The sequence below is a fragment of the Kitasatospora sp. NPDC058492 genome (assembly GCF_042720685.1).
Lineage (GTDB): Bacteria > Actinomycetota > Actinomycetes > Streptomycetales > Streptomycetaceae > Kitasatospora.
The window spans coordinates 42,480-60,556 of sequence record NZ_JBHXMU010000002.1 but is presented as its reverse complement, the minus strand read 5'-3'; the positions used below and the strand labels follow the sequence as shown (position 1 = coordinate 60,556).

The following is an 18,077-nucleotide window of genomic DNA, read 5'->3' as shown; positions in this document are numbered from 1 at the left end:
CTGAACGCCTCGTTGAGCAGCGCGCCGCCGACCAGGCCGGCCGCGCCCGCGCCGATCAGCGCGCCGGTGCCGAAGCGGCGACCGCCCTGGCCCGGCTGGCCCTGAGCGGGCTGGCCCTGGACCGGCTGCGGATAGCCCTGCTGGACCGGCTGCGGGTAGCCCTGTTGCGGGGTGTAGAACGGCGGCACGGTGGTCTGCACCCGCTGGGCGCAGGCGGCGCAGGTCTCGATCTGGCGCGGCACGCCCCACTGCGGCGACCACAGCACCGCCGTCGAGCCGAGGCCGTGCGAGGGGTCGAAGAAACACGTCACGGGGGAACTCCCTGGTCCTGGCTGGGTCATCGGGGCAGCGGGCGCCACGGCGGGCACGGCGGGCGCCATGGCCGGCGCGGCGGGCACGACCGGAGCCGGCACGGGCGCGGCGGGCGCCGGTTGCAGGACGTCCACCCCGAAGTCGGCGGCGATACCCGCGAGCCCCGACGCGTACCCCTGCCCGACGGCCCGGAACTTCCAGTCCGCGCCGTGCCGGTAGAGCTCGCCGAACACCATCGCCGTCTCGCTGCCGGCCTCGGCCGCCACGTCGTAGCGGGCCGCCTCGGCGCCGCCGTCCGGGTCGGTGAGCCGGATGTACGCGCCGCGGACCTGGCCGAAGCTCTGGCGCCGCTGCACCGCGTCGTAGACCGCGACCGCGAAGACGATCTTCTCCACCCCGGCCGGGACGTCCGCGAGCCGGACGTCGATCTGCTCCTGGTCGTCGCCGCCACCGGCGCCGCCCTGGTGGCGGACCGAACCGTCCGGGCTCTGCAGGTTGTTGAAGAAGACGAAGTGCTGGTCCGAGACGACCTTCCCGGAGGCGTCGCAGAGCAGGGCGCTGGCGTCCAGGTCGTACCCGGCGCCGGCCGTCCAGCCGAGGCCGACCCGTACGACCCGCAGCCCGGGGGCCTGCTTGCCCAGGGAGACGTTGCCGCCCTTCGTCAGGGCCACACTCATGACACTTCCTCCGCCACCGTTCGAATGACCGCTGTTTCCACTGTTCGACCACGACAACGCTGTAGAGCTCGCGCCGGTTCCCGACTTCCCGTCAGTGCTGGACGGGACGTTCCAGCAGGCCACGGGCCCGCGGCGCGGTCTTGCCGGCCGGGGCGCTCGGGCGGGGCGCCCTGGCGGGGTGTCGGCTCCCGACCTATTGTCAGGTAACATGACACGCCTTCGTCGCGCCGCCACCCTGGCCGCCGCCCTCAGCGGCACGCTCGCCGCCCTGCTCACCCCGGCCGCCGCCCAGGCCGGCCCGGCGGCCTGCCCGGTCGTCGCCACCGCCCCGGTGGACACCGAACAGGCCCGGCTCCAGGACCAGCGGACGACCGCCTTCACCGAGCGCTCCGGCCTGCGCGACCTGCTCCGGGGCTTCCCCGCCGCCCTGTGCGCCGCCCGGAACGCCCGGCAGGCGGAGCGGGTGGCGGGCGCCTGGGGCCGGGCACTCTGGCAGGCCGGGGTGGACCGGGCCCAGGGCCGGCGGCCCAGCGGCGAACTCCCCGCCCGCGACGACCGTCCGCTGTACTGGACCAGGCTCGCCATGACCGTCCAACTGGCCCGCTGGCAACCCGGGTTCGACGTCGACCCGGCCGACCTGCGGGGCCGCTTCGAGGACGCCTCCCGAGGCCTCGACGACGGCTTCACCGCCGCCCCCGGTGTCCGGCGGATCTTCGTCAGCGGCTTCGACCCGTACGGCCTCGACACCGAGCCGCGCCGCGCCAACCCCTCCGGCGCCGCCGTCCTGCAACTGCACGGGCGGCGGATCACCCTCGCCGACGGCAGCCCGGCCGAAGTCCGGGCCGTCCTGCTGCCGGTCCGCTACGGCGACTTCGACGACGGCGTCGTCGAGCGCGCCTTCGGCCCGCACCTCTCCCCCGGCCCGCAGGCCGCCGACCTGATCACCAGCATCAGCCAGGGCTACCCGGGCCTGTTCACCCTGGAGGCCTGGGCCGGGCGGGCCCGCTCCGCCGATCCCGCCACCGACAACACCGGCACCCTCTCCGGCGGCACCCGGCAGCACCCGGTCACCGCCCCGGGCCTGGACGACGGCCCGGAGTTCATCCGCACCACCCTGCCCACCGACGCCATGACGGCCGTCCAGCAGCCCTACCCCGTCCGCCTCAACACCACCGTCACCGAGATCCCCGAGGGCGGCGTCGACCCCGTCGACCGCGCGGACGGCCCCACCCCCGGCTCCCGCGCTGTCGCCGGTGGCGGCGGCGGATACCTCTCCAACGAGGTCGCCTACCGCTCCAACCGCCTGCGCCTCGACCTAGCCCCCGACCTCCCCGGCGGCCACCTGCACACCCCCGTCCTCACCGGCCTGCCCGCCCAACAGGACCGCCTCACCGCCCCGGAGTTCGAGCAGAACGAGGCCGCCATCGCCGACCAGGTCCGCGAGATCCTGCGCCACGCCCGGTTCTGAGCCCCGGCGCCACGCCCGGTTCCGAGCCCCGGGCCCGCGCGGCGGGCCGGCTACACCGGCCGGGCGAAGCGCGTCCCCGCCGCGCGCGCCCGGGACTCGGCGATCTGCGCGTACGCGGCCTCCCGGTCCGCCCAGTGCGAGCCCTCGACCGACTTGCCGCGCTCCAGGTCCTTGTAGACCTGGAAGAAATGGGTGATCTCCAGCAGGTCGAACTCGCGCAGGTCGCCGATGTCCCGCAGGTCGCCGTAGCGCGGGTCGTGGGCGGGGACGCACAGCACCTTCTGGTCCGGCCCGCGTTCGTCCCGCATCACCCACATGCCGACCGCCCGGCAGGTGATCACGCACCCCGGCACGGCCGGTTCGCCGCCGAGCACCAGCGCGTCCAGCGGCTCCGCGTCGCCGCCGAGGGTGCCCTCGACGTAGCCGTAGTCCACGGGGTAGCGGGTGGCGGTGAACAGGGTGCGGTCGAGGCGGATCCGGCCCGCCGCGAAGTCCATCACGTACTTGTTCCGCGACCCCTGCGGGGTCTCGATCAACACCTCGAACTCCACCGCGGCCTCCTCCTCTGCGTCTGGGGAGATTGTCCGCCGTCCCGGCCGTCCGGGCACCCTCCGCAAACGCCCTCCGCGGCCCGGCGGGGTCCGTTAGCATCCGGATCATGGGGAGTTGGCGTGTCACCGTCCAGGACCACCACCGGCGCAGCGGCGGGCGGCCCCAGGGGCGCCCGGAGGGGCCGCTGGCCCGCCGCGGCGACCTGGCGCTGTACGGCCGGAACGGCGAGATCAGCTGTGTCGACGCCGAAGGCCTGGTCCGCTGGCGCCGCCCCTGCGCGGGGCGCCCGAACGCGGCCCACCTCTCCGGCGGCCGGGCGCTGGTCACCACCGACTCCTTCGAGTACACCGCCTGGGGCCACCTCGGCCCGGCCCTGCTGCTGGACCTCGACGACGGCGCCCTGGTCGCCGAACTGCGCGGCGAGCGCGGCACGGCCCTGGGCGGCGGCCGCTTCGTGCTCGGCCTGGAGGGCTACGGCACCTTCGACACCTGGGCCTACGACCGGGACGCCACCCTGGTCGACTCCTGGCGCAGCTACGGCCACTACGTGGTCGGCGACGGCCTGCGCGTCGTCGAGACCGACCGCCGCCGGCCGACCGGGAGCCGGGTGGTGCGGCTGCTGCCCGGCGGGGGCATCGAGAGCGGCCCGCTGCTCGCCGACCCGCAGGCCCCCGCGCCGGTGGTGCTGGCCGACGGCACCGTCCTGGTGCTGGACGCGGGGGTGCTGCGCGCCGTCGGGCGCGACCTCGACGCCACCGTGCTCGCCGAGCTGCTCCCGCTGTCCGGCGACGACCTGCACCGGTTCACCGGCACGCTGCGCCGTACGGCCGACGGCCTGGCCGTGACGCTCGTGGAGCGCCACCCGACCCGGATGGGCGGCTACACCACCCACCGCTGGACCCTCGGGCTGGAGTCGCCGAACTAGCGCGCCGGGCTGGTCCCGGGGCCCCCGGCGTTCCTCGACGGCCACTCTCCGCGACCGCTCCCACGGAGCAGCACCGGGCGCGCGGCCGCTCCGGCGGCGGTAGGACGGACACAGACGTGCCCGGGAGGAGAGACCGTGAAGATCGTCGTCGACCTCAACCGCTGCCAGGGCTACGCGCAGTGCGCGTTCCTCGCTCCCCGAGTGTTCGAGCTGCACGGGGAGGAGGCCCTGCTCTACACCCCGCAGGCCCCCGAGGACCAGCGTGACCGCGTCCGGCGGGCCGTCGCGGCCTGCCCGGTGCAGGCCATCCTGGTCGAGGAGGAGGACCGGTCCGATGTCCGATGACCTCAAGAACGGCCGGATCGTCATCGTCGGCGCCTCGCTGGCCGGTCTGCGCGCCGCCGAGACGCTACGGGACGAGGGCTTCACCGGAGAGCTGACCGTGGTCGGCGAGGAACGCCTCCCCCCGTACGACCGGCCGCCCCTGTCCAAGCAGGTGCTGCTCGGACGGGTGCGCGCCGAGGAGACCGCGCTGCCGCGGCGCCGCGAGGTGGACGCGCAGTGGAAGCTCGGCGTCCGCGCCACCGGTGTGGACGGGGACGGCAAGCAGGTCCTGCTCGCGAACGGCGAGCAGCTGCCCTTCGACCGGCTGCTGATCGCCACCGGCACCCGGGCCAGGCCCTGGCCGAAGGCCGAGCAGGCCGCACTCGACGGGGTGTTCACCCTGCGCACCGCCGAGGACGCGGCCGGCCTGGCCGAGCGGCTGGACGCCGGCCCGAAGCGGGTGCTGGTGATCGGCGCCGGGTTCACCGGCTCCGAGATCGCCTCCGCCTGCCGGGAGCGCGGCCTGGCGGTGACCGTCGCCGAGCGCGGCCCCGCCCCGCTGGTCGGGGCCCTCGGCGGGGCCTTCGGTGCCCTCGCGGCCAAGGTCCAGCTCGCCCACGGGGTCGACCTGCGCTGCGGGGTGACCGTCTCCGCGCTGACCGGCCGCGCCGGCCGGCTCACCGGCGCCGAGCTCTCCGACGGCAGCCGGATCGAGGCGGACGTCGCCGTGGTCGCCCTGGGCGCCGTCCGCAACACCGAATGGCTGGCCGAGTCGGGTCTCGCCGCCGGTCCGCGCGGGGTGGCCTGCGACGCGGGCTGCCGCGCCTTCAACATGTACGGGATCGTCACCGACGACGTCTTCGTCGCGGGCGACGTCGCCCGCTTCCCGCACCCCCTCTTCGAGTACCAGCTGCTCTCCCTCGAACACTGGGGCAACGCGGTCGCGCAGGCCGAGGTGGCGGCGCACAACATGGTCAGCCCGGGGCCGCAACGGCGGCCGCACCTGAGCGTGCCGTCCTTCTGGTCCAGCCAGTTCGGGCTCAACATCAAGTCCGTCGGCGTGCCCACCTTCTCCGACCACGTGGTCCTCGCCCAGGGCTCGGTCGAGGAGCGCCGGCTCGTCGCGGTCTACGGGTACCGGGGCCGGATCACGGCCGCCGTCAGCGTGAACCGGGCCAAGTGGCTGGAGCACTACCAGCGACTGATCGAGGCCGCCGCGCCGTTCCCGCCCGACTGGGACGGCGTCGAGCCGCCCGCCTCCCGCATCCCGGTCCCCTCCGACGTGCCCGACCCGAAGGTGCTCTCGCACGGCCCGACCGTCGCCCTCACCGGCCACCTGCCCGACCGGCGGCTGACCCTGCGGCGCTGGGGCGGCTGAGCCCACCCGCCACCGCTCGACGGGCGCACGCCCACCGGGCCCCGCCGCCCGTCGAGGACCACCACCACCGCCGCCGCCCGTCGAGGACCACCACCGCCGCCACCCCCCGAGGAGCCACCGCGCATGGCCGCCGCCGACACCCTGTTCCGCCGGATCACCGACTACGCCAACCGCGCCGACCCCTACCCCCTGTACGCCGAGCTCCGCGACCACGGCGTGGCCCGCCAGGACGACGGCAGCTACCTGGTCGGCACCTACCACGAGGTCGCCGCGCTGCTGCACGACCCGAGGATCAGCTCGGACCGCCGCAACCGCACCGTCCCGGACGAGCTGCAGGGCAGCGTCCCGGTCGCCTTCATCGGCCGGGACGACCCCGAGCACGAACGGCTGCGCACCATCGCCATGCGGCCCTTCGGCCCGCCCCACGCGCCCGACCGGGTCGACGCCATGCACGACGAGATCGCGCGGATCACCGGGGAACTGGTCGACGGCCTCCGGGGCCGCGACCGGATCGACCTGGTCGAGGACTTCGCCTACCCGCTGCCGGTCACCGTCATCTGCCGACTGCTCGGCGTGCCGCGCGAGGACGAGCCGCGGTTCCACGCCTGGTCCGAGACGCTGATCGCGGGCTTCGACCCCACTCCCGACAGCGATCCGTCCGAGCGCCAGCAGGCGGCCACGCAGGCCCGGATGGAGATGGGGCTGTACCTCGGCGAGCTCGCCGAGAGCCGCCGGGGCAAGCCGTCCGACGACCTGCTCTCCGCCTTCGTCAACGACCCCGGCCCGTCGGGCGGCTTCACCCAGACGGAACTGATGGCCACCGCGGTCCTGCTGCTCATCGCCGGGCACGAGACGACCGTCAACCTGATCACCAACGGCGCGCTCACCCTGCTGCGCCACCCCGAGAGCCTGGAACTGCTGCGCGACAAGCCGGAGTTGATGCCGCGCGCGGTGGAGGAGCTGCTGCGCTACGAACCCCCGGTCCAACTGTTGCCGCAGCGCACCGCGCTCACCGACATCGAGGTCGCCGGGGTCACCGTCCCCAAGGGCGCGCCGCTGATCCTGGTGCTCGCCGCCGCCAACCGGGACCCTCTCCGGTTCCAGGAGCCCGACCGCTTCGACCCGACCCGCCCGGACAACCAGCACCTCGGCTTCGGCAGCGGCGTGCACAGCTGCTTCGGCGCACCGCTCGCCAGGGTCGAGGCGCAGCTCGCGCTCACCGCGCTCATCCACCGCCTGGACGGCCCCCGGCTGCTCCAGGACCCGCCCGAGTACCGGCGCAGCCCCGTCCTGCGCGGGCCCCGGCACCTGCCGCTCGCGCTCTCCGGGGTCAGGGACTGAGCAGCCCGGGCCCGGGAGGCGGCGTCGGCCTCCCGGGCCCGGGCGCGTTCGGCGACGGCCGGACCGGGCCTACGGGGTGCTGCGCACCACCGGCAGCTCCAGGAAGGACGGGTCGGCTCCGCCGTGCCCGATCCGGTAGCTCGCCCGGCCGTCGGCCGGGAGCAGTTGGAAGGAGTCCGGGTTGGCGGCGGCGACGGTGAGCCGGATCCGCTCGCCGGCCCGGAAGAGCACCGCGACGGGTTGCAGGTCGATGGTGACCTGCCGGGCCCGGCCCTGCGGGAAGGGCGCCGCGTCGGTGGCCGCGTAGCTGCGGGGCGTGCGCAGCCGGCGCCAGTCGGGGTTGTCGTCCCGGTCGGCCACGGCCCGGTCGGCGAGGGCGAGTTGGCCCTCGGTCAGGTAGGTGACCCGGCCGTCGGGGGCGACGTCCTCCAGGTAGACGTGCAGGGCGCCCTGGGCGGTGCCGTCGAGGCCGGTGACGTCGAGCGTGACGCGGCCGTTGCCGGTCACCCGGGTGTCGCCGGTCAGCGGCGGGGTGGTGTAGCTGAGGAGTTTGGCGTCCACGGCGGCCCGGTCGGGGTAACTGACCTGGTTGCCGGTGAGGTTGGTGTTCCAGCGGTCCAGTGGGCCGGTGCCGGCGGTGGGGTCGAGGCGCAGCAGGTCGGCGCCGGGGCGGTCGTCCGGCTCGGGCCGCCGGCGGCTGAGCGTGGTGTCCTCGCCGAGGTAGAGCCGCTGCGGGCGGGTGCCGGGCAGCGGCCAGCGGGTGGTGGTGCGCCAGACGCCCTCGTTGAAGGTGTAGTAGTGCAGTTGCCGGGTGCCGTCGGGGCGGCCGTCGGCCCGTACGTAGCGGTCGAAGAAGTCGAACGTCCGCTGGGCGATCTGGGCGCGTTCCTGGTCGGTGAGGTGGCGGGCGGGCTGGAAGGGGTCGGCGAGGTAGCCCTGGCCGTGGCTCCACGGGCCGATCCAGGCGTCCTGGGTGTTGGAGAGGCCGGTGAACTGGGAGAGCACGCCGTTGGCGGTGCCCGCGTCGAGCCAGCCGGCGTCGGTGAGCACGGGGACGCCGCCGGCCTCGACGGCGTCGGCCTTCTCGCCGACGCTGCCGACCGTCCAGCTCTTCGGGCCGTCCTGGTAGTCGCGGTACACGCCGGCCTCGGCCATGTCGACCAGGTTGGCGTTGCCCGCGTGCTCGGCGCGCGCGGCGGCGAGCAGGGCCGGTCCGTCCGGGCCGTCGACCGGCCGGGGCACGGCGCCGGTCAGGCCGGTGGCCGCGCAGACCTGCCGGGTCTGCTCGTCGGTGTCGCAGGTGGTGCCGCCGGCCTGGTCGAGGATGCGTAGCAGCAGCGCGTACGGGGCGATCCGGGGCTCGATGAGCAGGCCGCCGGGGCGCACCAGGTCCTCGTACGGGTCGAAGTCGTAGGAGATCGGGGCGGCGGCGGTGATGTGGTGGTTGCCGAGGGCGGTGGCGAGCATCGCGGTGTCGCCGCCGTAGGAGACGCCGGTGGTGCCGACCCGGCCGTTGGACCAGGGCTGGGCGGCGATCCAGTCGCTGAGCGGGCCGCTGTCGGCGACGGTGTCGGCGCCGAGTTCGGAGCTCAGGGTGCCGAAGGAGGCGCCGGTGCCGCGCAGGTCGGCGACCACGTAGGCGTAGCCGTGGGCGTTCCAGCCGTCGGCGTCGCTGCTGCGGCCGCCGTTGCCGGGTGCGCCGGGGTAGACCCGGGCCCGCCAGTAGCGCTGGGTGACCAGGACGGTGGGCAGGTTCGCGCCGGCCGTGGTGCCCTCGGGCAGCCAGACGTCGACGGCGAGGCGGACGCCGTCGGGCATCGTGACGTAGCGCGACTGGAGGTGCGGCTCGGCGGCCGGGGCGGCCGCGGCGGGCGCCACTGCGATTCCGAGCACGGCCGCGGCCGCGACGAGCGCCGCCAGCGGGCGGCGCAGGATCCCCCCTGCCCGGCTCACCGGGAGGTCGCCTTCCAGGGGCCTTCCTCGGGCCTGGCCTCGGTGTCGGTGCCGGGCCAGGGCGGCATGGTGACGGCGGCGATCCGCAGCGGCCGGTCGGCGTCCTCGTCGGCCCGGAACTGGAACGCCGTGCCGAGCGGGATCGAGGCCGCCGTCCCGGGCACGAGCCGGACGGTCTCCTCCCGCCCGCCCTGGCGGCGCCACAGCTCCCCGGCGCCCTCGACGACCTGCCACAGCTCCTGCACGGTGGCGTGCGACACCGCGTGCGACACCTGCCCGGGGGCGAGCTCGAACACCGCGAGGCTCCCCTGTCCGTCCAGGACCAGCAGCGGGAACACCGCGGCCCCGTCCGGTGCGCGCACCACCTCGACGTCACCGACGTCCGCTGTCTGGAACGGTTGTTGCACTGGCTGACTGCTCATCCGACCCGGCCTCTCTCGCGTCACGGAGTACCTTGGTCTCGTCCCCCACCGCCGATGAGAACACGCCTCTGCGCCCGGCCGCCACCCTGAGATGTCCCGTAGTTCGCCGCGCCGGCCCCACGCCGGTCTCAGCCCTCGGCGGGCGTGCCGAACTCGCGGAGGGCGTCGGTGACGATCGCGTCCAGCCGGGCGTGGTGGGCGCCGCGCCAGTAGGCCTGGCCGCAGTCGACGCACTGGGCGAAGACGTCGTAGGAGCGCTCGGTGCCGTCCCGCAGCTGCTCGCGCACCGAGGTCTTGTCGGCCTCGCGCAGCGTGCCGTTGCAGGTGGTGCAGCGGCTCCACGGATCGAGCGGGGGCGCGAAGCGGGAGAGCACGTCGCGCAGCTGCTCGTTGGGGCGGTGGCTGTAGACGTAGGCGCCGGCCCACAGTTCGCGGCGGCGCAGCAGCCCCCGGTCGCGCGAGAGCAGGACGCGCTGCTCGGCGGCGGAGCGGGCGGCGAGCGCGGCGTCGCCGATGTCCGGGTTCTCGTAGGCGGCGTCGACGCCGAGCAGGCGCAGCCGGCGGGTGAGGGTGCCGAGGTGGACGTCCAGCAGGAAGCGCGGCGGGGCGGGCGAGGGCTGCGGCCGGTCCACGGCCCGGACGGTGACGTGTTCCTCGTCGAGCGGCACGTACGACCCGGGCACCGGCCGGCCGTCCACCAGCAGGGTGCCGACCTCGGTGAGCGGGACACCCAGGGACTCGACGACGTGGCCGAGCGTCGAGGTGCCGTCGGTGCGCAGCGCCGAGCGGCCGGCCCGCCGGGGCCCGGAGACGAAGAGGTGCAGCTCGGGGGCGAAGTCGAGCCAGATCTGGGGTCGGTCCACGCGGCCAGCATGCCAGCGGGCGGCGGCCCGGGCCACCGGTTTCCGGTCAGCCGTCGGAGCATTCTCGGGCGGGCTCGCGGTGGGGGCGGCGGGCGACTGGGGCGGGGCCTGGTGGGCGGGGCGGCGAGGAGGGCGCCGGGGCGGCGGGGAAGCCGGCGCGGGGGCCCGCTACGGGACCGCGACGACAGAGGCGACCGGCGTCGGGCGGCCCCGGTCGCGGTCCCGCTCGGCCCAGCGGACGACCGGCCCCATCGCGTACCCGGCCGCCAGGAAGAGGCCGCCCAGGACGAGCCAGCCCGCGAGCCCGCCGTCCAGCAGCAGGGTGGTCAGCAGCAGCGGCCCGAGGGTGCGGGCGACGGCCACGCCGGTGCCGAAGAAGCCCTGGTACTGGCCGATCCGCTCGGGCGGGGCGAGGTCGAAGCTGATCTGCCAGGAGCCCGCCGACTGCCGCATCTCGCCGATCACCTGGAGGACGGAGGCCGCCACCAGCAGCGCGGCGACCGCCCACACCGGGACGTCCAGGGCCGACAGGCCGAACACCCGCGCAGGAGGCGAGCAGCACCACCCCGGCCGAGCGGACGGCCCGCGCGGCCGGGCCCAGGCCGGTGACGCCGCGCGCCGCCCGGACCTGGAAGCCCAGCACGGCCAGGGTGTTGAGGACGAACAGGGCCGAGCCGAGCCAGCTGATCCCGGGCGCCCGGTCGGCGATCCAGAGCGGGATGACCAGGCTGAGCAGCGGCATCCGCAGCAGCAGCACGGTGTTGACCAGCGCGACGGCGGCGTACCGGCGGTCGCGCAGGACGGCCAGCCGGGGCCCGGCGGCCGACCGGGCCGGGGCGGGCGGGGCTTCGGGCAGCCGCAGCAGGATCAGCGCACCGGCCAGGAAGCCGAGCGCCGTCACCACGAAGGCGCAGAGGAACGCGGCCCGGGTGCCGACGGTGAGCGCGATGCCGCCGATGGCGGCGCCGACGGCCAGCCCCCCGTTGAGGGTCGACTGGAGGTGGGCGAGCAGCCCGGTGCGCTGGGCGGGCGGCACCAGGGTGGCGACCAGCGCCTGCCGGGCGGCGGTGAGCCCGGACTGCGTCGTGGCGTAGAGGCAGACCGCGACCAGGAACGGCCCGTAGGAGCGGATCACCAGGAAGGCGGCGACCACCACCGCCGTGGCCAGGGCGAGCGCCACGGCCGTCCGGCGCGGGCCGCGGCGGTCGGCGAGGGCGCCGAGCGGGACGCCCGCCAGCGAGCCGAGCGCCCAGGCCACGGCGAGGCCGGCGCCGAGGGCGGTCGCCGACATGCCGACGACGTGGGTGAAGTAGAGCGCGGAGCAGGTGTAGTAGGCGCCGTCGCCGACGGCGCTGGCCAACTGGGCTGCGGCGAGGGTCCGTTGGGGCCCTGCGGGCGGGATGAGGGCGGGCGCCGGGGCGCTGCTGGTCGACACGGGTCTCCTGGCTGGGGGCGGCGCGCGCGCCGGGTGTTCGCAACGGTTCGCGGCCCAGCCTAGGCAGGAGGCGGACCGGCGGTAAGGTCCAGTGATCACGGAACTCCTTGGTCCACTTCCGGGCCCCACCGCACCGGCGGGCGAGCCCTGAACCCCCGTACGACGGCGGCGAATCGCTCCTCCCGCGGGCCCGGAACCGGCCCCGGCCGTACCGCCGCCGCCCCCTCCGTACCCGCTCCGAATCCGCCTCGTCCAGCGGCCTTCGGGCATCACCGACCCCGCCGAAGGGCCAAGTTTTGCCGTATTGACCGGTCAGTAACGCCCTCCTATGCTCAACGGCATTCGCGATCCGGCACCGGGCCCGGCGCCGCCGTGCCCGCCCGATCCGCCGCCGTCATCGGCTCGAAGGGCTCTTCCCATCAGCACCTCCATCGCCCGCTCGGACGACACCGGCCACCCGGGCACCGCACGGGACGGCGCCGGCACCCGCCGCCGTCGGTTCCTCACCTACCTGCTGGCCGCCCCGACCCTCACCGTCGGCGCCCGGCTCGGCCTCGACGCCGCCGCGCCCGCCACCGCGCGGGCCGCCGTCCGTGCCGCCGCGGCCGCCCAGGACGCCGCCGCCCCCTCGCAGTTGATCGGCCTGCCCGGCATCCCGGACATCCTCGACCTCGGCGACGCGCTGATCATCGCCGGCCTGCCGACCTCGCACCTGCTCGTCCTGGAACTCACCGCCGCCGGGCGCGCCGTGCTGCACCTGCCCCGGCTGGAGGTCGGCCAGGGCCTCACCACGGCCATCGCGATGCTCGTCGCCGAGGAACTCGACGCCCGGATCGGCGACGTGGACGTGCCGCTCTCCGACGGCCGCCCCGAACTGCTCTTCAACCAGCTGACCGGCGCCTCCAACTCGGTGCGCTCGCTGTACGACCCGGTGCGCGCCGCGGCCGCCGCCGCCCGCGCCCGGCTGGTGACCGCCGCAGCGCGGCGCTGGAACGTTCCGGCAGACACCCTGCGCACCGCCGACTCCGCCGTCCTCGCCCCCGACGGCCGTCGCGCCGGCTACGGCGACCTCGCCGCCGAGGCCGCCGCCGTCGCCCTCCCCGCCGTGTCCAGCTCCCCCAAGAGCGCCGACCAGTTGCGCCTGGTCGGCCGGCCCACCGGCCGGATCGACGCCCGCGACATCGTCACCGGCCGCGCCAAGTACGCCGGGGACCTCGCGATCCCGGGCGCCGTCCCCACCGTGGTCGCCCGCCCGACCACCATCAACGGCACGCTCAGGACCCTGGACGCCTCCGCCGCCCGCGCCATGCCCGGCGTGCTCGGCGTGGTCCGGATCCCCAGCGGCGTCGCCGTCCTCGCCGAGACCTTCGACCAGGCGCTCAAGGCCCGCGACGCGCTGCGCACCTCCTGGAACCCGGGCCCGGTCGCCAACCTGTCCACCTCCGACATCCGCGGCCAACTGCGCGCCGCCCACGCGCCGTTCCTCATCCCCCCGCTGCTCACCCAGTACGTGGACGGCGAATTCGACTTCGCCTTCGTCAACCACGCGCCGATGGAGGTGCTGACCGCCGTCGCCGACGTGCGGCCGAACCGGGCCGAGCTGTGGTTCGCCGCGCAGGCGCCGATCGTCGCCCAGCAGGCCATCGCCGCCGAACTCGGCCTCCCGCAGAACGCCGTGACCGTCCACGTGGTGCGCGGCGGCGGCTCGTTCGGCCGGCGCCTGTTCTTCGACGCCGCCCTGGAGGCCGCCCAGATCTCCAAGGCCGCGGGCCGACCGGTCAAACTCATGTGGACGCGCAACGACGACATGCGCCACGGCCGGATGCGCCCGGCCAGCCACCACCGGATCCGGGCCACCTACGCGCTCGGCCAGGTGCTCAGCTACGAGCACCGCGCCGCCACCGTCAAGACCGACTTCCGGCACGGCCTCGGCGAGATGCTCACCGCCGCCGGCTTCAACCTCTCGCTCGCCGGGCTCAGCCTCGCCCAGGTCTTCTTCCTGCTCAGCGAGAAGAACCCGTACAACGTCGGCATCCCCACCCAGCTGCTCGCCGAAGTGCCGCTGGACATGCACACCGGCAGCTGGCGGTCGGTCTACTCCGGCACCGTCCGGGTCGCCGACGAGATCATGATGGACGAACTCGCCCGCCGGATGGGCCAGGACGCCGTCGCGTTCCGCCGCGCCCGACTGCGCAGCGCCGCCGGCCGGGCCGTCCTCGACACCGTCGCCAAGGCCGGCGGCTGGGGCCGCCCGATGCCCCCCGGCCACGCCCAGGGCATCGGCTACCACGACGAGAACAGCGGGTGCGCCGCCTACCTCGTCGAGCTGGACGCCACCGACCCGGCCGACCCCAGGGTCACCAAGGCCGTGATCGCCGCCGACGTCGGCCGGGTCATCAACCCCCGGGGCCTGGAGGCCCAACTGACCGGCGCCCTGATCGACGGCATCTCGGTCATCCTGCAAGCCGGCAACCACATCGACAACGGGGCCGTGCGCGAAGGCAGTTACGCCGACTTCCGGTACGCCCGGCAGCGGCACACCCCGCCGGTCGTCGAGATCCACCTCATGCCGCCGAGCGGAGCCCCCGGCGGCGCCGGCGAGTTGGGCGTCCCGGCGGCCTCCGCCGCGGTCGCCAACGCCTACGCGCGCGCGACCGGCACCAGCCCGCGCTCCTTCCCGATCAACTTCTGACTCCCCCAGCCAAGGAACTCCACCACCCCATGCCCACCCACACCTTCGTCCTCAACGGGCACCCCGTCACCGTCGAGGCCCCGGACGACATGCCGCTGCTCTGGGTGCTGCGCGACAAGCTCGGCGTCACCGGCCCCAAGTACGGCTGCGGGGTGGGCGTCTGCCGCGCCTGCACCAGCCACCTGGACGGCGAGGAGTTCCAGCCCTGCACCCGCTCCGTCAAGGACTGCGAGGGCCACCGCGTCACCACCATCGAGGGCCTGGCCGACGGCGACACCCTGCACCCCGTCCAGGAGGCCTGGCTCGGCTGCGACGTCGCCCAGTGCGGCTTCTGCCAGCCGGGCCAGATCATGACCGCCGTCGCCCTGCTGCGCCGCACCCCGAACCCGACCGACGCGGACATCGACCAGATCCAGAACATCTGCCGCTGCGGCAGCTACCCGCGCATCCGCGAGGCCATCAAGCAGGCGGCGGCCCGGCAGTCCTCCGGCTGACGGCACGCCACCCCGCCCGGGGCACGGGCGGGGTGGACGGGGTCAGCGGGTCGTCAGCACTCCCGCAGGCCGTTGTGGAAGTACCAGTTGCCGTCGGCGTACGCGCCGTAGACGTAGGACGTCGGGATGAAGTTGCCGTTCGTGCCGGCCACCTGGTACCAGACGTTGCCCTGGTTGTTGATGTCCTCGCCCCTGGTCCAGCACTGGATGTAGATCTCGTCCGACGACCACGAGTACGACCCCAGGTCGCCGACGGTCTTGGACGCCCAGGAGTACTGCTGCGAGTAGACGCCCACGCCGTGGCCGCTCGCGTGGTAGCGGAGCTGGTACCAGCCGTCGGCGAACGCGCTGCCCGCCGAGACGCCCACCGCGCCGGCGGCCACCGCCACCACGGCCGCCGCGGTCGCACCACGGCGGCCGATCTTCTTGAGGATGCCCTTGGTCATCTCAATTCCCCTTTTCGGTCGGACCGTTGCGCCGCCCCGATGGCCGCGGCGACTGGGACAGCTGACCCGACATCCCACGGTGTTCGGTACCGCCTGACGGAAACTGACAACAGCTGACACCGGCCGACGACCGCGCCGAACACCCCGTCCACCCAACCGGAGTCCGTCGATCACGTAACGCCGCGGTCACGCGTCACTATGATCCGTACGCGACAAGCAACACCGGTCGCCGTTGGATCTGACATCTGACAACAGGGGGACGCCATGGCGGAGCAGGAGTCGCAACCCGCGGAGAGAGACCCGGCGCCGAGCGCGGTGGAGGCCCTCGCCGCCGAGTTGCGCCGGTTGCGCCTGGAGGCGGGCCGGCCCTCGTTCCGCACGATGGCGAAGACCGCCGGCTCCATCTCCCACACCACGCTCTACGAGGCGGCCTCCGGCTCGCGCCTCCCGTCCTGGACCACCACCAGGGCCTACGTCCGGGCCTGCGGCGGCGACGAGGCCGAGTGGCACCGCCGGTGGACCTCCGCCGCCGACGAGGGGTCGGCCCCACCAGCCCTACCGGCCCTGCCTGCCCCGCCTGCCCCACCGGTCGAGCCCTCGGGGCCGCCGGTCGCCGCGAACACCACGGCCGACAGCACGGCCGACACCACGACCGTCACCAGGGCCGACAGCACGGCCGCCTCCGCCGCCGAGCCCCCGGCCGGACCTGGCCGCGGCCGCCGCCGGATCTGGACCCACGCGTTCTGCCTGCTCCTCGGCGCGGCGGTCGGCGTCGGCAGCACGCTCGCCGTGGTCGGCTTCCGCACGCCGGACGCCCCACCCCCGTCCGCGCACGGCTGCCCGTCCGGGGACACCGAGTCCGCACCCGCCGAGGCGGCCGCCCGCCCCGCGCCGGGCCCGCGGCCGGCGGCGGCGCGCACGGCCACCGACGACAGCGCACCGTCCTGGGCCTCCCGGGTCGCCTTCGACCAGCAGGCCGTCTCCAGTACCGAGGTCGTCCTTCCGGTGCTCTCCCCCGTCACCCCGGGTGACGCCCTGGTGGTCACGATGATGCTGACCAGCACCTGTCCCGGGGCGGTCACGGTCACCGACAGCCGGGGCGACCGCTTCCGGATCGTCGGGGACGTCACCGACTCGCTCCGGCACCGGGTGCTGCTCCTCGCGGCCTTCGGGGCGGCCGCGCTGACCGCGGAGGACTCGATCCGCGTCGCCCACCCGCGGGCGAGCAAGTACCACGTCGCCGTCGACGAGTTCCGCGGTGTCTCCGCCGTCCGGGCCGTCGGCCGCGCCTCCGGTGACGCCGGCGGGACGACCTTCTCCACCGCGGCCAACGCCGCCGCCTGCGCGCCGGGCGACCTCCTGGTGAGCACGGTCGGCAGCAACAGCGGCAGCGCCCCCGAATTCGGCACCAGCTGGACCAGCCTGCCCGCTCTGCGGCTCTCCTCCTACCGCCTCACCACCGCCCACCGGATCGCGACGGATCCGGACCACTGCGCCGCCACCGGACAGACCACCTCGCAGTGGGGCGCCGTCCTCGCCGTCCTGCGCTGAGCGTCCACGCCGCTCCACCACCCCTGGCCCGACCGGTCCAGACCATTTAGGCTGACCGCACCTCAACCACCCCGCCACCGAGGGATACTGGATGATCAGGCGCCGTTCACTGCTGGCACTCGCGGGCCTGGGCGGCGCCGCAGCCCTGCTGCCCGCCGGGCCCGCCCAGGCAGCTCAGGCCACCCGGCCGCGCACCATCGACCTGCCCGCCCCCACCACCGGCCGCCCGGTCGGCACGACCACCCTGCACCTGGTCGACCACGACCGCCCGGACCCGTTCGTGCCCGCCGCCGGCCCGCGCGAGCTGATGGTGCAGCTCTGGTACCCGGCCCGCGCCGCCGCCGGCCGCCCCCGCGCGCCGTACACCACGCCCCGGGTCGCCGCCGCCGTCGATCAGCGCCTGCCGCTGGATCCGGGCACCATCGCGGCCGTCCGCCCCACCGCCCGCGCCGACGCGCCCGCGCTCCCCGGCCCGCTCCCCCTGCTGCTGCTCGGCCACGGCCGCACCGGCCTGCGCAGCAACTGCACGGCGCTGGCCGAGGAGTTGGCCGCCCACGGCTACCTCGTCGCGTCGGTCGACCACACCTACGACGCCCTCGCCGTCGAGTTCCCGGACGGCCGGGTGGTGCGCACCGTGCTGGAGGACGAGCCGGCCGACTGGGAGGCCGCCGAGCGCCGCGAGATCGCGGCCCGGGTCGCCGACCTCCGCTTCGTCACGACCGAACTGACCGGTCGCCAGGACCGTTTCCGCGTCGACGGGGGCCGGATCGGCGTGCTCGGCCACTCGATGGGCGGCTCGGCGGCCGCCGAGGCGATGCGCCAGGACGAGCGGTTCCGGATCGGCCTCAACCTGGACGGCGGCCTGTTCGGCTCGCCCGTTCCGGACCTCGGTCTGGACCGGCCCTTCCTCCTGCTCACCTCGCTCGCCGACCACGAGACCTGGCAGCGTTGGCGCAGCCACCAGCACGCCTGGGGGCGGCAGTTGCGCACCCTCGGCGCCGGACACCTCAGCTTCACCGACCTGCCGCACGCCGCCCTCCCCGGCAATCTGCCGGGCCACCTCCCCGCCGGCACCTACGCCGCGCTGCTCGGCACCATCGCCCCGGCCCGGGCGACCGCGCTCACCCGCGCCTACACCCGGGCGTTCGCCGACCACTTCCTCCGCGGCCGCCCCGCGCCCCTCCTCGACGGCCCGTCACCGCGCTTCCCGGAGGTCGAACTCCGCTGGAGCCGCGACTGACGTC

General features: G+C 75.3%; 15 protein-coding genes and 1 pseudogene. 9 read left to right on the top strand and 7 right to left on the bottom strand.

Features of this window, described 5'->3' with window-relative positions; genetic code table 11:
* Nucleotides 1-437 precede the first annotated feature (437 nt).
* A pseudogene (locus ACFWPI_RS01855) lies at nt 438-989 on the bottom strand (TerD family protein); the annotation flags it as partial.
* 208 nt (nt 990-1,197) lie between these two features.
* Between ACFWPI_RS01855 and ACFWPI_RS01850 the strand changes: the two are divergent.
* Nucleotides 1,198-2,457 (top strand): pyroglutamyl peptidase, encoded by a 1,260-nt coding sequence (locus ACFWPI_RS01850; RefSeq protein WP_380375352.1) that lies wholly within the window; start codon nt 1,198-1,200, stop codon nt 2,455-2,457.
* Nucleotides 2,458-2,507: 50 nt separating this feature from the next.
* Here ACFWPI_RS01850 and ACFWPI_RS01845 read toward each other — a convergent pair whose 3' ends face one another.
* Nucleotides 2,508-3,008: an inorganic diphosphatase gene (locus ACFWPI_RS01845; RefSeq protein ID WP_363374548.1), complete on the bottom strand. Its 501-nt coding sequence runs from the start codon at nt 3,006-3,008 to the stop codon at nt 2,508-2,510.
* Nucleotides 3,009-3,115: 107 nt separating this feature from the next.
* Between ACFWPI_RS01845 and ACFWPI_RS01840 the strand changes: the two genes are divergently transcribed.
* The 4 genes from ACFWPI_RS01840 (at nt 3,116) to ACFWPI_RS01825 (ending at nt 6,977) form a co-directional block, all read left to right on the top strand.
* Nucleotides 3,116-3,934 carry a hypothetical protein gene (locus ACFWPI_RS01840; RefSeq protein ID WP_380375351.1) on the top strand — a complete coding sequence of 273 codons (819 nt, stop codon included), beginning with the start codon at nt 3,116-3,118 and terminating at the stop codon, nt 3,932-3,934.
* A 135-nt stretch (nt 3,935-4,069) separates the two neighbouring features.
* Nucleotides 4,070-4,279: a ferredoxin gene (locus ACFWPI_RS01835; protein ID WP_063350495.1), complete on the top strand. Its 210-nt coding sequence runs from the start codon at nt 4,070-4,072 to the stop codon at nt 4,277-4,279.
* Complete coding sequence (locus tag ACFWPI_RS01830; protein ID WP_063350494.1) at nt 4,269-5,636, top strand: NAD(P)/FAD-dependent oxidoreductase; 1,368 nt, start codon at nt 4,269-4,271, stop codon at nt 5,634-5,636. Before ACFWPI_RS01835 ends, ACFWPI_RS01830 begins: the two co-directional genes overlap by 11 nt.
* A 123-nt stretch (nt 5,637-5,759) precedes the next feature.
* Nucleotides 5,760-6,977 (top strand): cytochrome P450, encoded by a 1,218-nt coding sequence (locus ACFWPI_RS01825; RefSeq protein WP_380375350.1) that lies wholly within the window; start codon nt 5,760-5,762, stop codon nt 6,975-6,977.
* Between the two features lie 69 nt (nt 6,978-7,046).
* Here the strand turns inward: ACFWPI_RS01825 and ACFWPI_RS01820 are convergent, their stop codons facing one another.
* The 4 genes from ACFWPI_RS01820 to ACFWPI_RS01805 all read right to left on the bottom strand — a co-directional run bounded on the left by ACFWPI_RS01820 (nt 7,047) and on the right by ACFWPI_RS01805 (nt 11,650).
* The gene (locus tag ACFWPI_RS01820) at nt 7,047-8,930 is read right to left on the bottom strand and encodes a CocE/NonD family hydrolase (protein ID WP_380341972.1); all 1,884 of its coding nucleotides are present in this window, start codon (nt 8,928-8,930) and stop codon (nt 7,047-7,049) included.
* Complete coding sequence (locus ACFWPI_RS01815; RefSeq protein ID WP_380375348.1) at nt 8,927-9,352, bottom strand: cupin domain-containing protein; 426 nt, start codon at nt 9,350-9,352, stop codon at nt 8,927-8,929. The genes ACFWPI_RS01820 and ACFWPI_RS01815 overlap by 4 nt, the downstream gene beginning before the upstream one ends.
* Before the next feature lie 128 nt (nt 9,353-9,480).
* Nucleotides 9,481-10,215, bottom strand: a complete 735-nt coding sequence (locus ACFWPI_RS01810) for a Mut7-C RNAse domain-containing protein (protein WP_380375347.1) — start codon at nt 10,213-10,215, stop codon at nt 9,481-9,483.
* Nucleotides 10,216-10,261: 46 nt separating this feature from the next.
* The gene (locus ACFWPI_RS01805) at nt 10,262-11,650 is read right to left on the bottom strand and encodes an MFS transporter (protein WP_380375345.1); all 1,389 of its coding nucleotides are present in this window, start codon (nt 11,648-11,650) and stop codon (nt 10,262-10,264) included.
* Nucleotides 11,651-11,978: 328 nt separating this feature from the next.
* Here ACFWPI_RS01805 and ACFWPI_RS01800 point away from each other — a divergent pair, with 328 nt between their 5' ends.
* Nucleotides 11,979-14,342 carry a molybdopterin cofactor-binding domain-containing protein gene (locus ACFWPI_RS01800; protein WP_380375343.1) on the top strand — a complete coding sequence of 788 codons (2,364 nt, stop codon included), beginning with the start codon at nt 11,979-11,981 and terminating at the stop codon, nt 14,340-14,342.
* A gap of 29 nt (nt 14,343-14,371) precedes the next feature.
* On the top strand, nt 14,372-14,836 hold the full coding sequence (locus ACFWPI_RS01795; protein WP_063350491.1) for a (2Fe-2S)-binding protein: 465 nt from the start codon (nt 14,372-14,374) through the stop codon (nt 14,834-14,836).
* A 53-nt stretch (nt 14,837-14,889) separates the two neighbouring features.
* Here the strand turns inward: ACFWPI_RS01795 and ACFWPI_RS01790 are convergent, their stop codons facing one another.
* Nucleotides 14,890-15,282 carry a hypothetical protein gene (locus tag ACFWPI_RS01790; protein WP_380375341.1) on the bottom strand — a complete coding sequence of 131 codons (393 nt, stop codon included), beginning with the start codon at nt 15,280-15,282 and terminating at the stop codon, nt 14,890-14,892.
* Nucleotides 15,283-15,546: 264 nt separating this feature from the next.
* Between ACFWPI_RS01790 and ACFWPI_RS01785 the strand changes: the two genes are divergently transcribed.
* Both ACFWPI_RS01785 and ACFWPI_RS01780 read left to right on the top strand, forming a co-directional pair.
* Nucleotides 15,547-16,833, top strand: a complete 1,287-nt coding sequence (locus ACFWPI_RS01785; RefSeq protein ID WP_380375339.1) for a helix-turn-helix domain-containing protein — start codon at nt 15,547-15,549, stop codon at nt 16,831-16,833.
* A gap of 91 nt (nt 16,834-16,924) precedes the next feature.
* The gene (locus ACFWPI_RS01780; RefSeq protein ID WP_380375337.1) at nt 16,925-18,073 is read left to right on the top strand and encodes an alpha/beta hydrolase; all 1,149 of its coding nucleotides are present in this window, start codon (nt 16,925-16,927) and stop codon (nt 18,071-18,073) included.
* The last annotated feature ends 4 nt before the right edge of the window (nt 18,074-18,077 follow it).

Excerpts from the sequence above, each read along its gene's own strand:
- ACFWPI_RS01785 (WP_380375339.1), top strand. The coding sequence starts at position 15,547 with ATGGCGGAGCAGGAGTCGCAACCCGCGGAGAGAGACCCGGCGCCGAGC.
- ACFWPI_RS01780 (WP_380375337.1), top strand. The coding sequence starts at position 16,925 with ATGATCAGGCGCCGTTCACTGCTGGCACTCGCGGGCCTGGGCGGCGCC.
- ACFWPI_RS01830 (WP_063350494.1), top strand. The coding sequence starts at position 4,269 with ATGTCCGATGACCTCAAGAACGGCCGGATCGTCATCGTCGGCGCCTCG.
- ACFWPI_RS01800 (WP_380375343.1), top strand. The coding sequence starts at position 11,979 with ATGCTCAACGGCATTCGCGATCCGGCACCGGGCCCGGCGCCGCCGTGC.
- ACFWPI_RS01840 (WP_380375351.1), top strand. The coding sequence starts at position 3,116 with ATGGGGAGTTGGCGTGTCACCGTCCAGGACCACCACCGGCGCAGCGGC.
- ACFWPI_RS01815 (WP_380375348.1), bottom strand. The coding sequence starts at position 9,352 with ATGAGCAGTCAGCCAGTGCAACAACCGTTCCAGACAGCGGACGTCGGT.
- ACFWPI_RS01795 (WP_063350491.1), top strand. The coding sequence starts at position 14,372 with ATGCCCACCCACACCTTCGTCCTCAACGGGCACCCCGTCACCGTCGAG.
- ACFWPI_RS01790 (WP_380375341.1), bottom strand. The coding sequence starts at position 15,282 with ATGACCAAGGGCATCCTCAAGAAGATCGGCCGCCGTGGTGCGACCGCG.
- ACFWPI_RS01850 (WP_380375352.1), top strand. The coding sequence starts at position 1,198 with ATGACACGCCTTCGTCGCGCCGCCACCCTGGCCGCCGCCCTCAGCGGC.
- ACFWPI_RS01825 (WP_380375350.1), top strand. The coding sequence starts at position 5,760 with ATGGCCGCCGCCGACACCCTGTTCCGCCGGATCACCGACTACGCCAAC.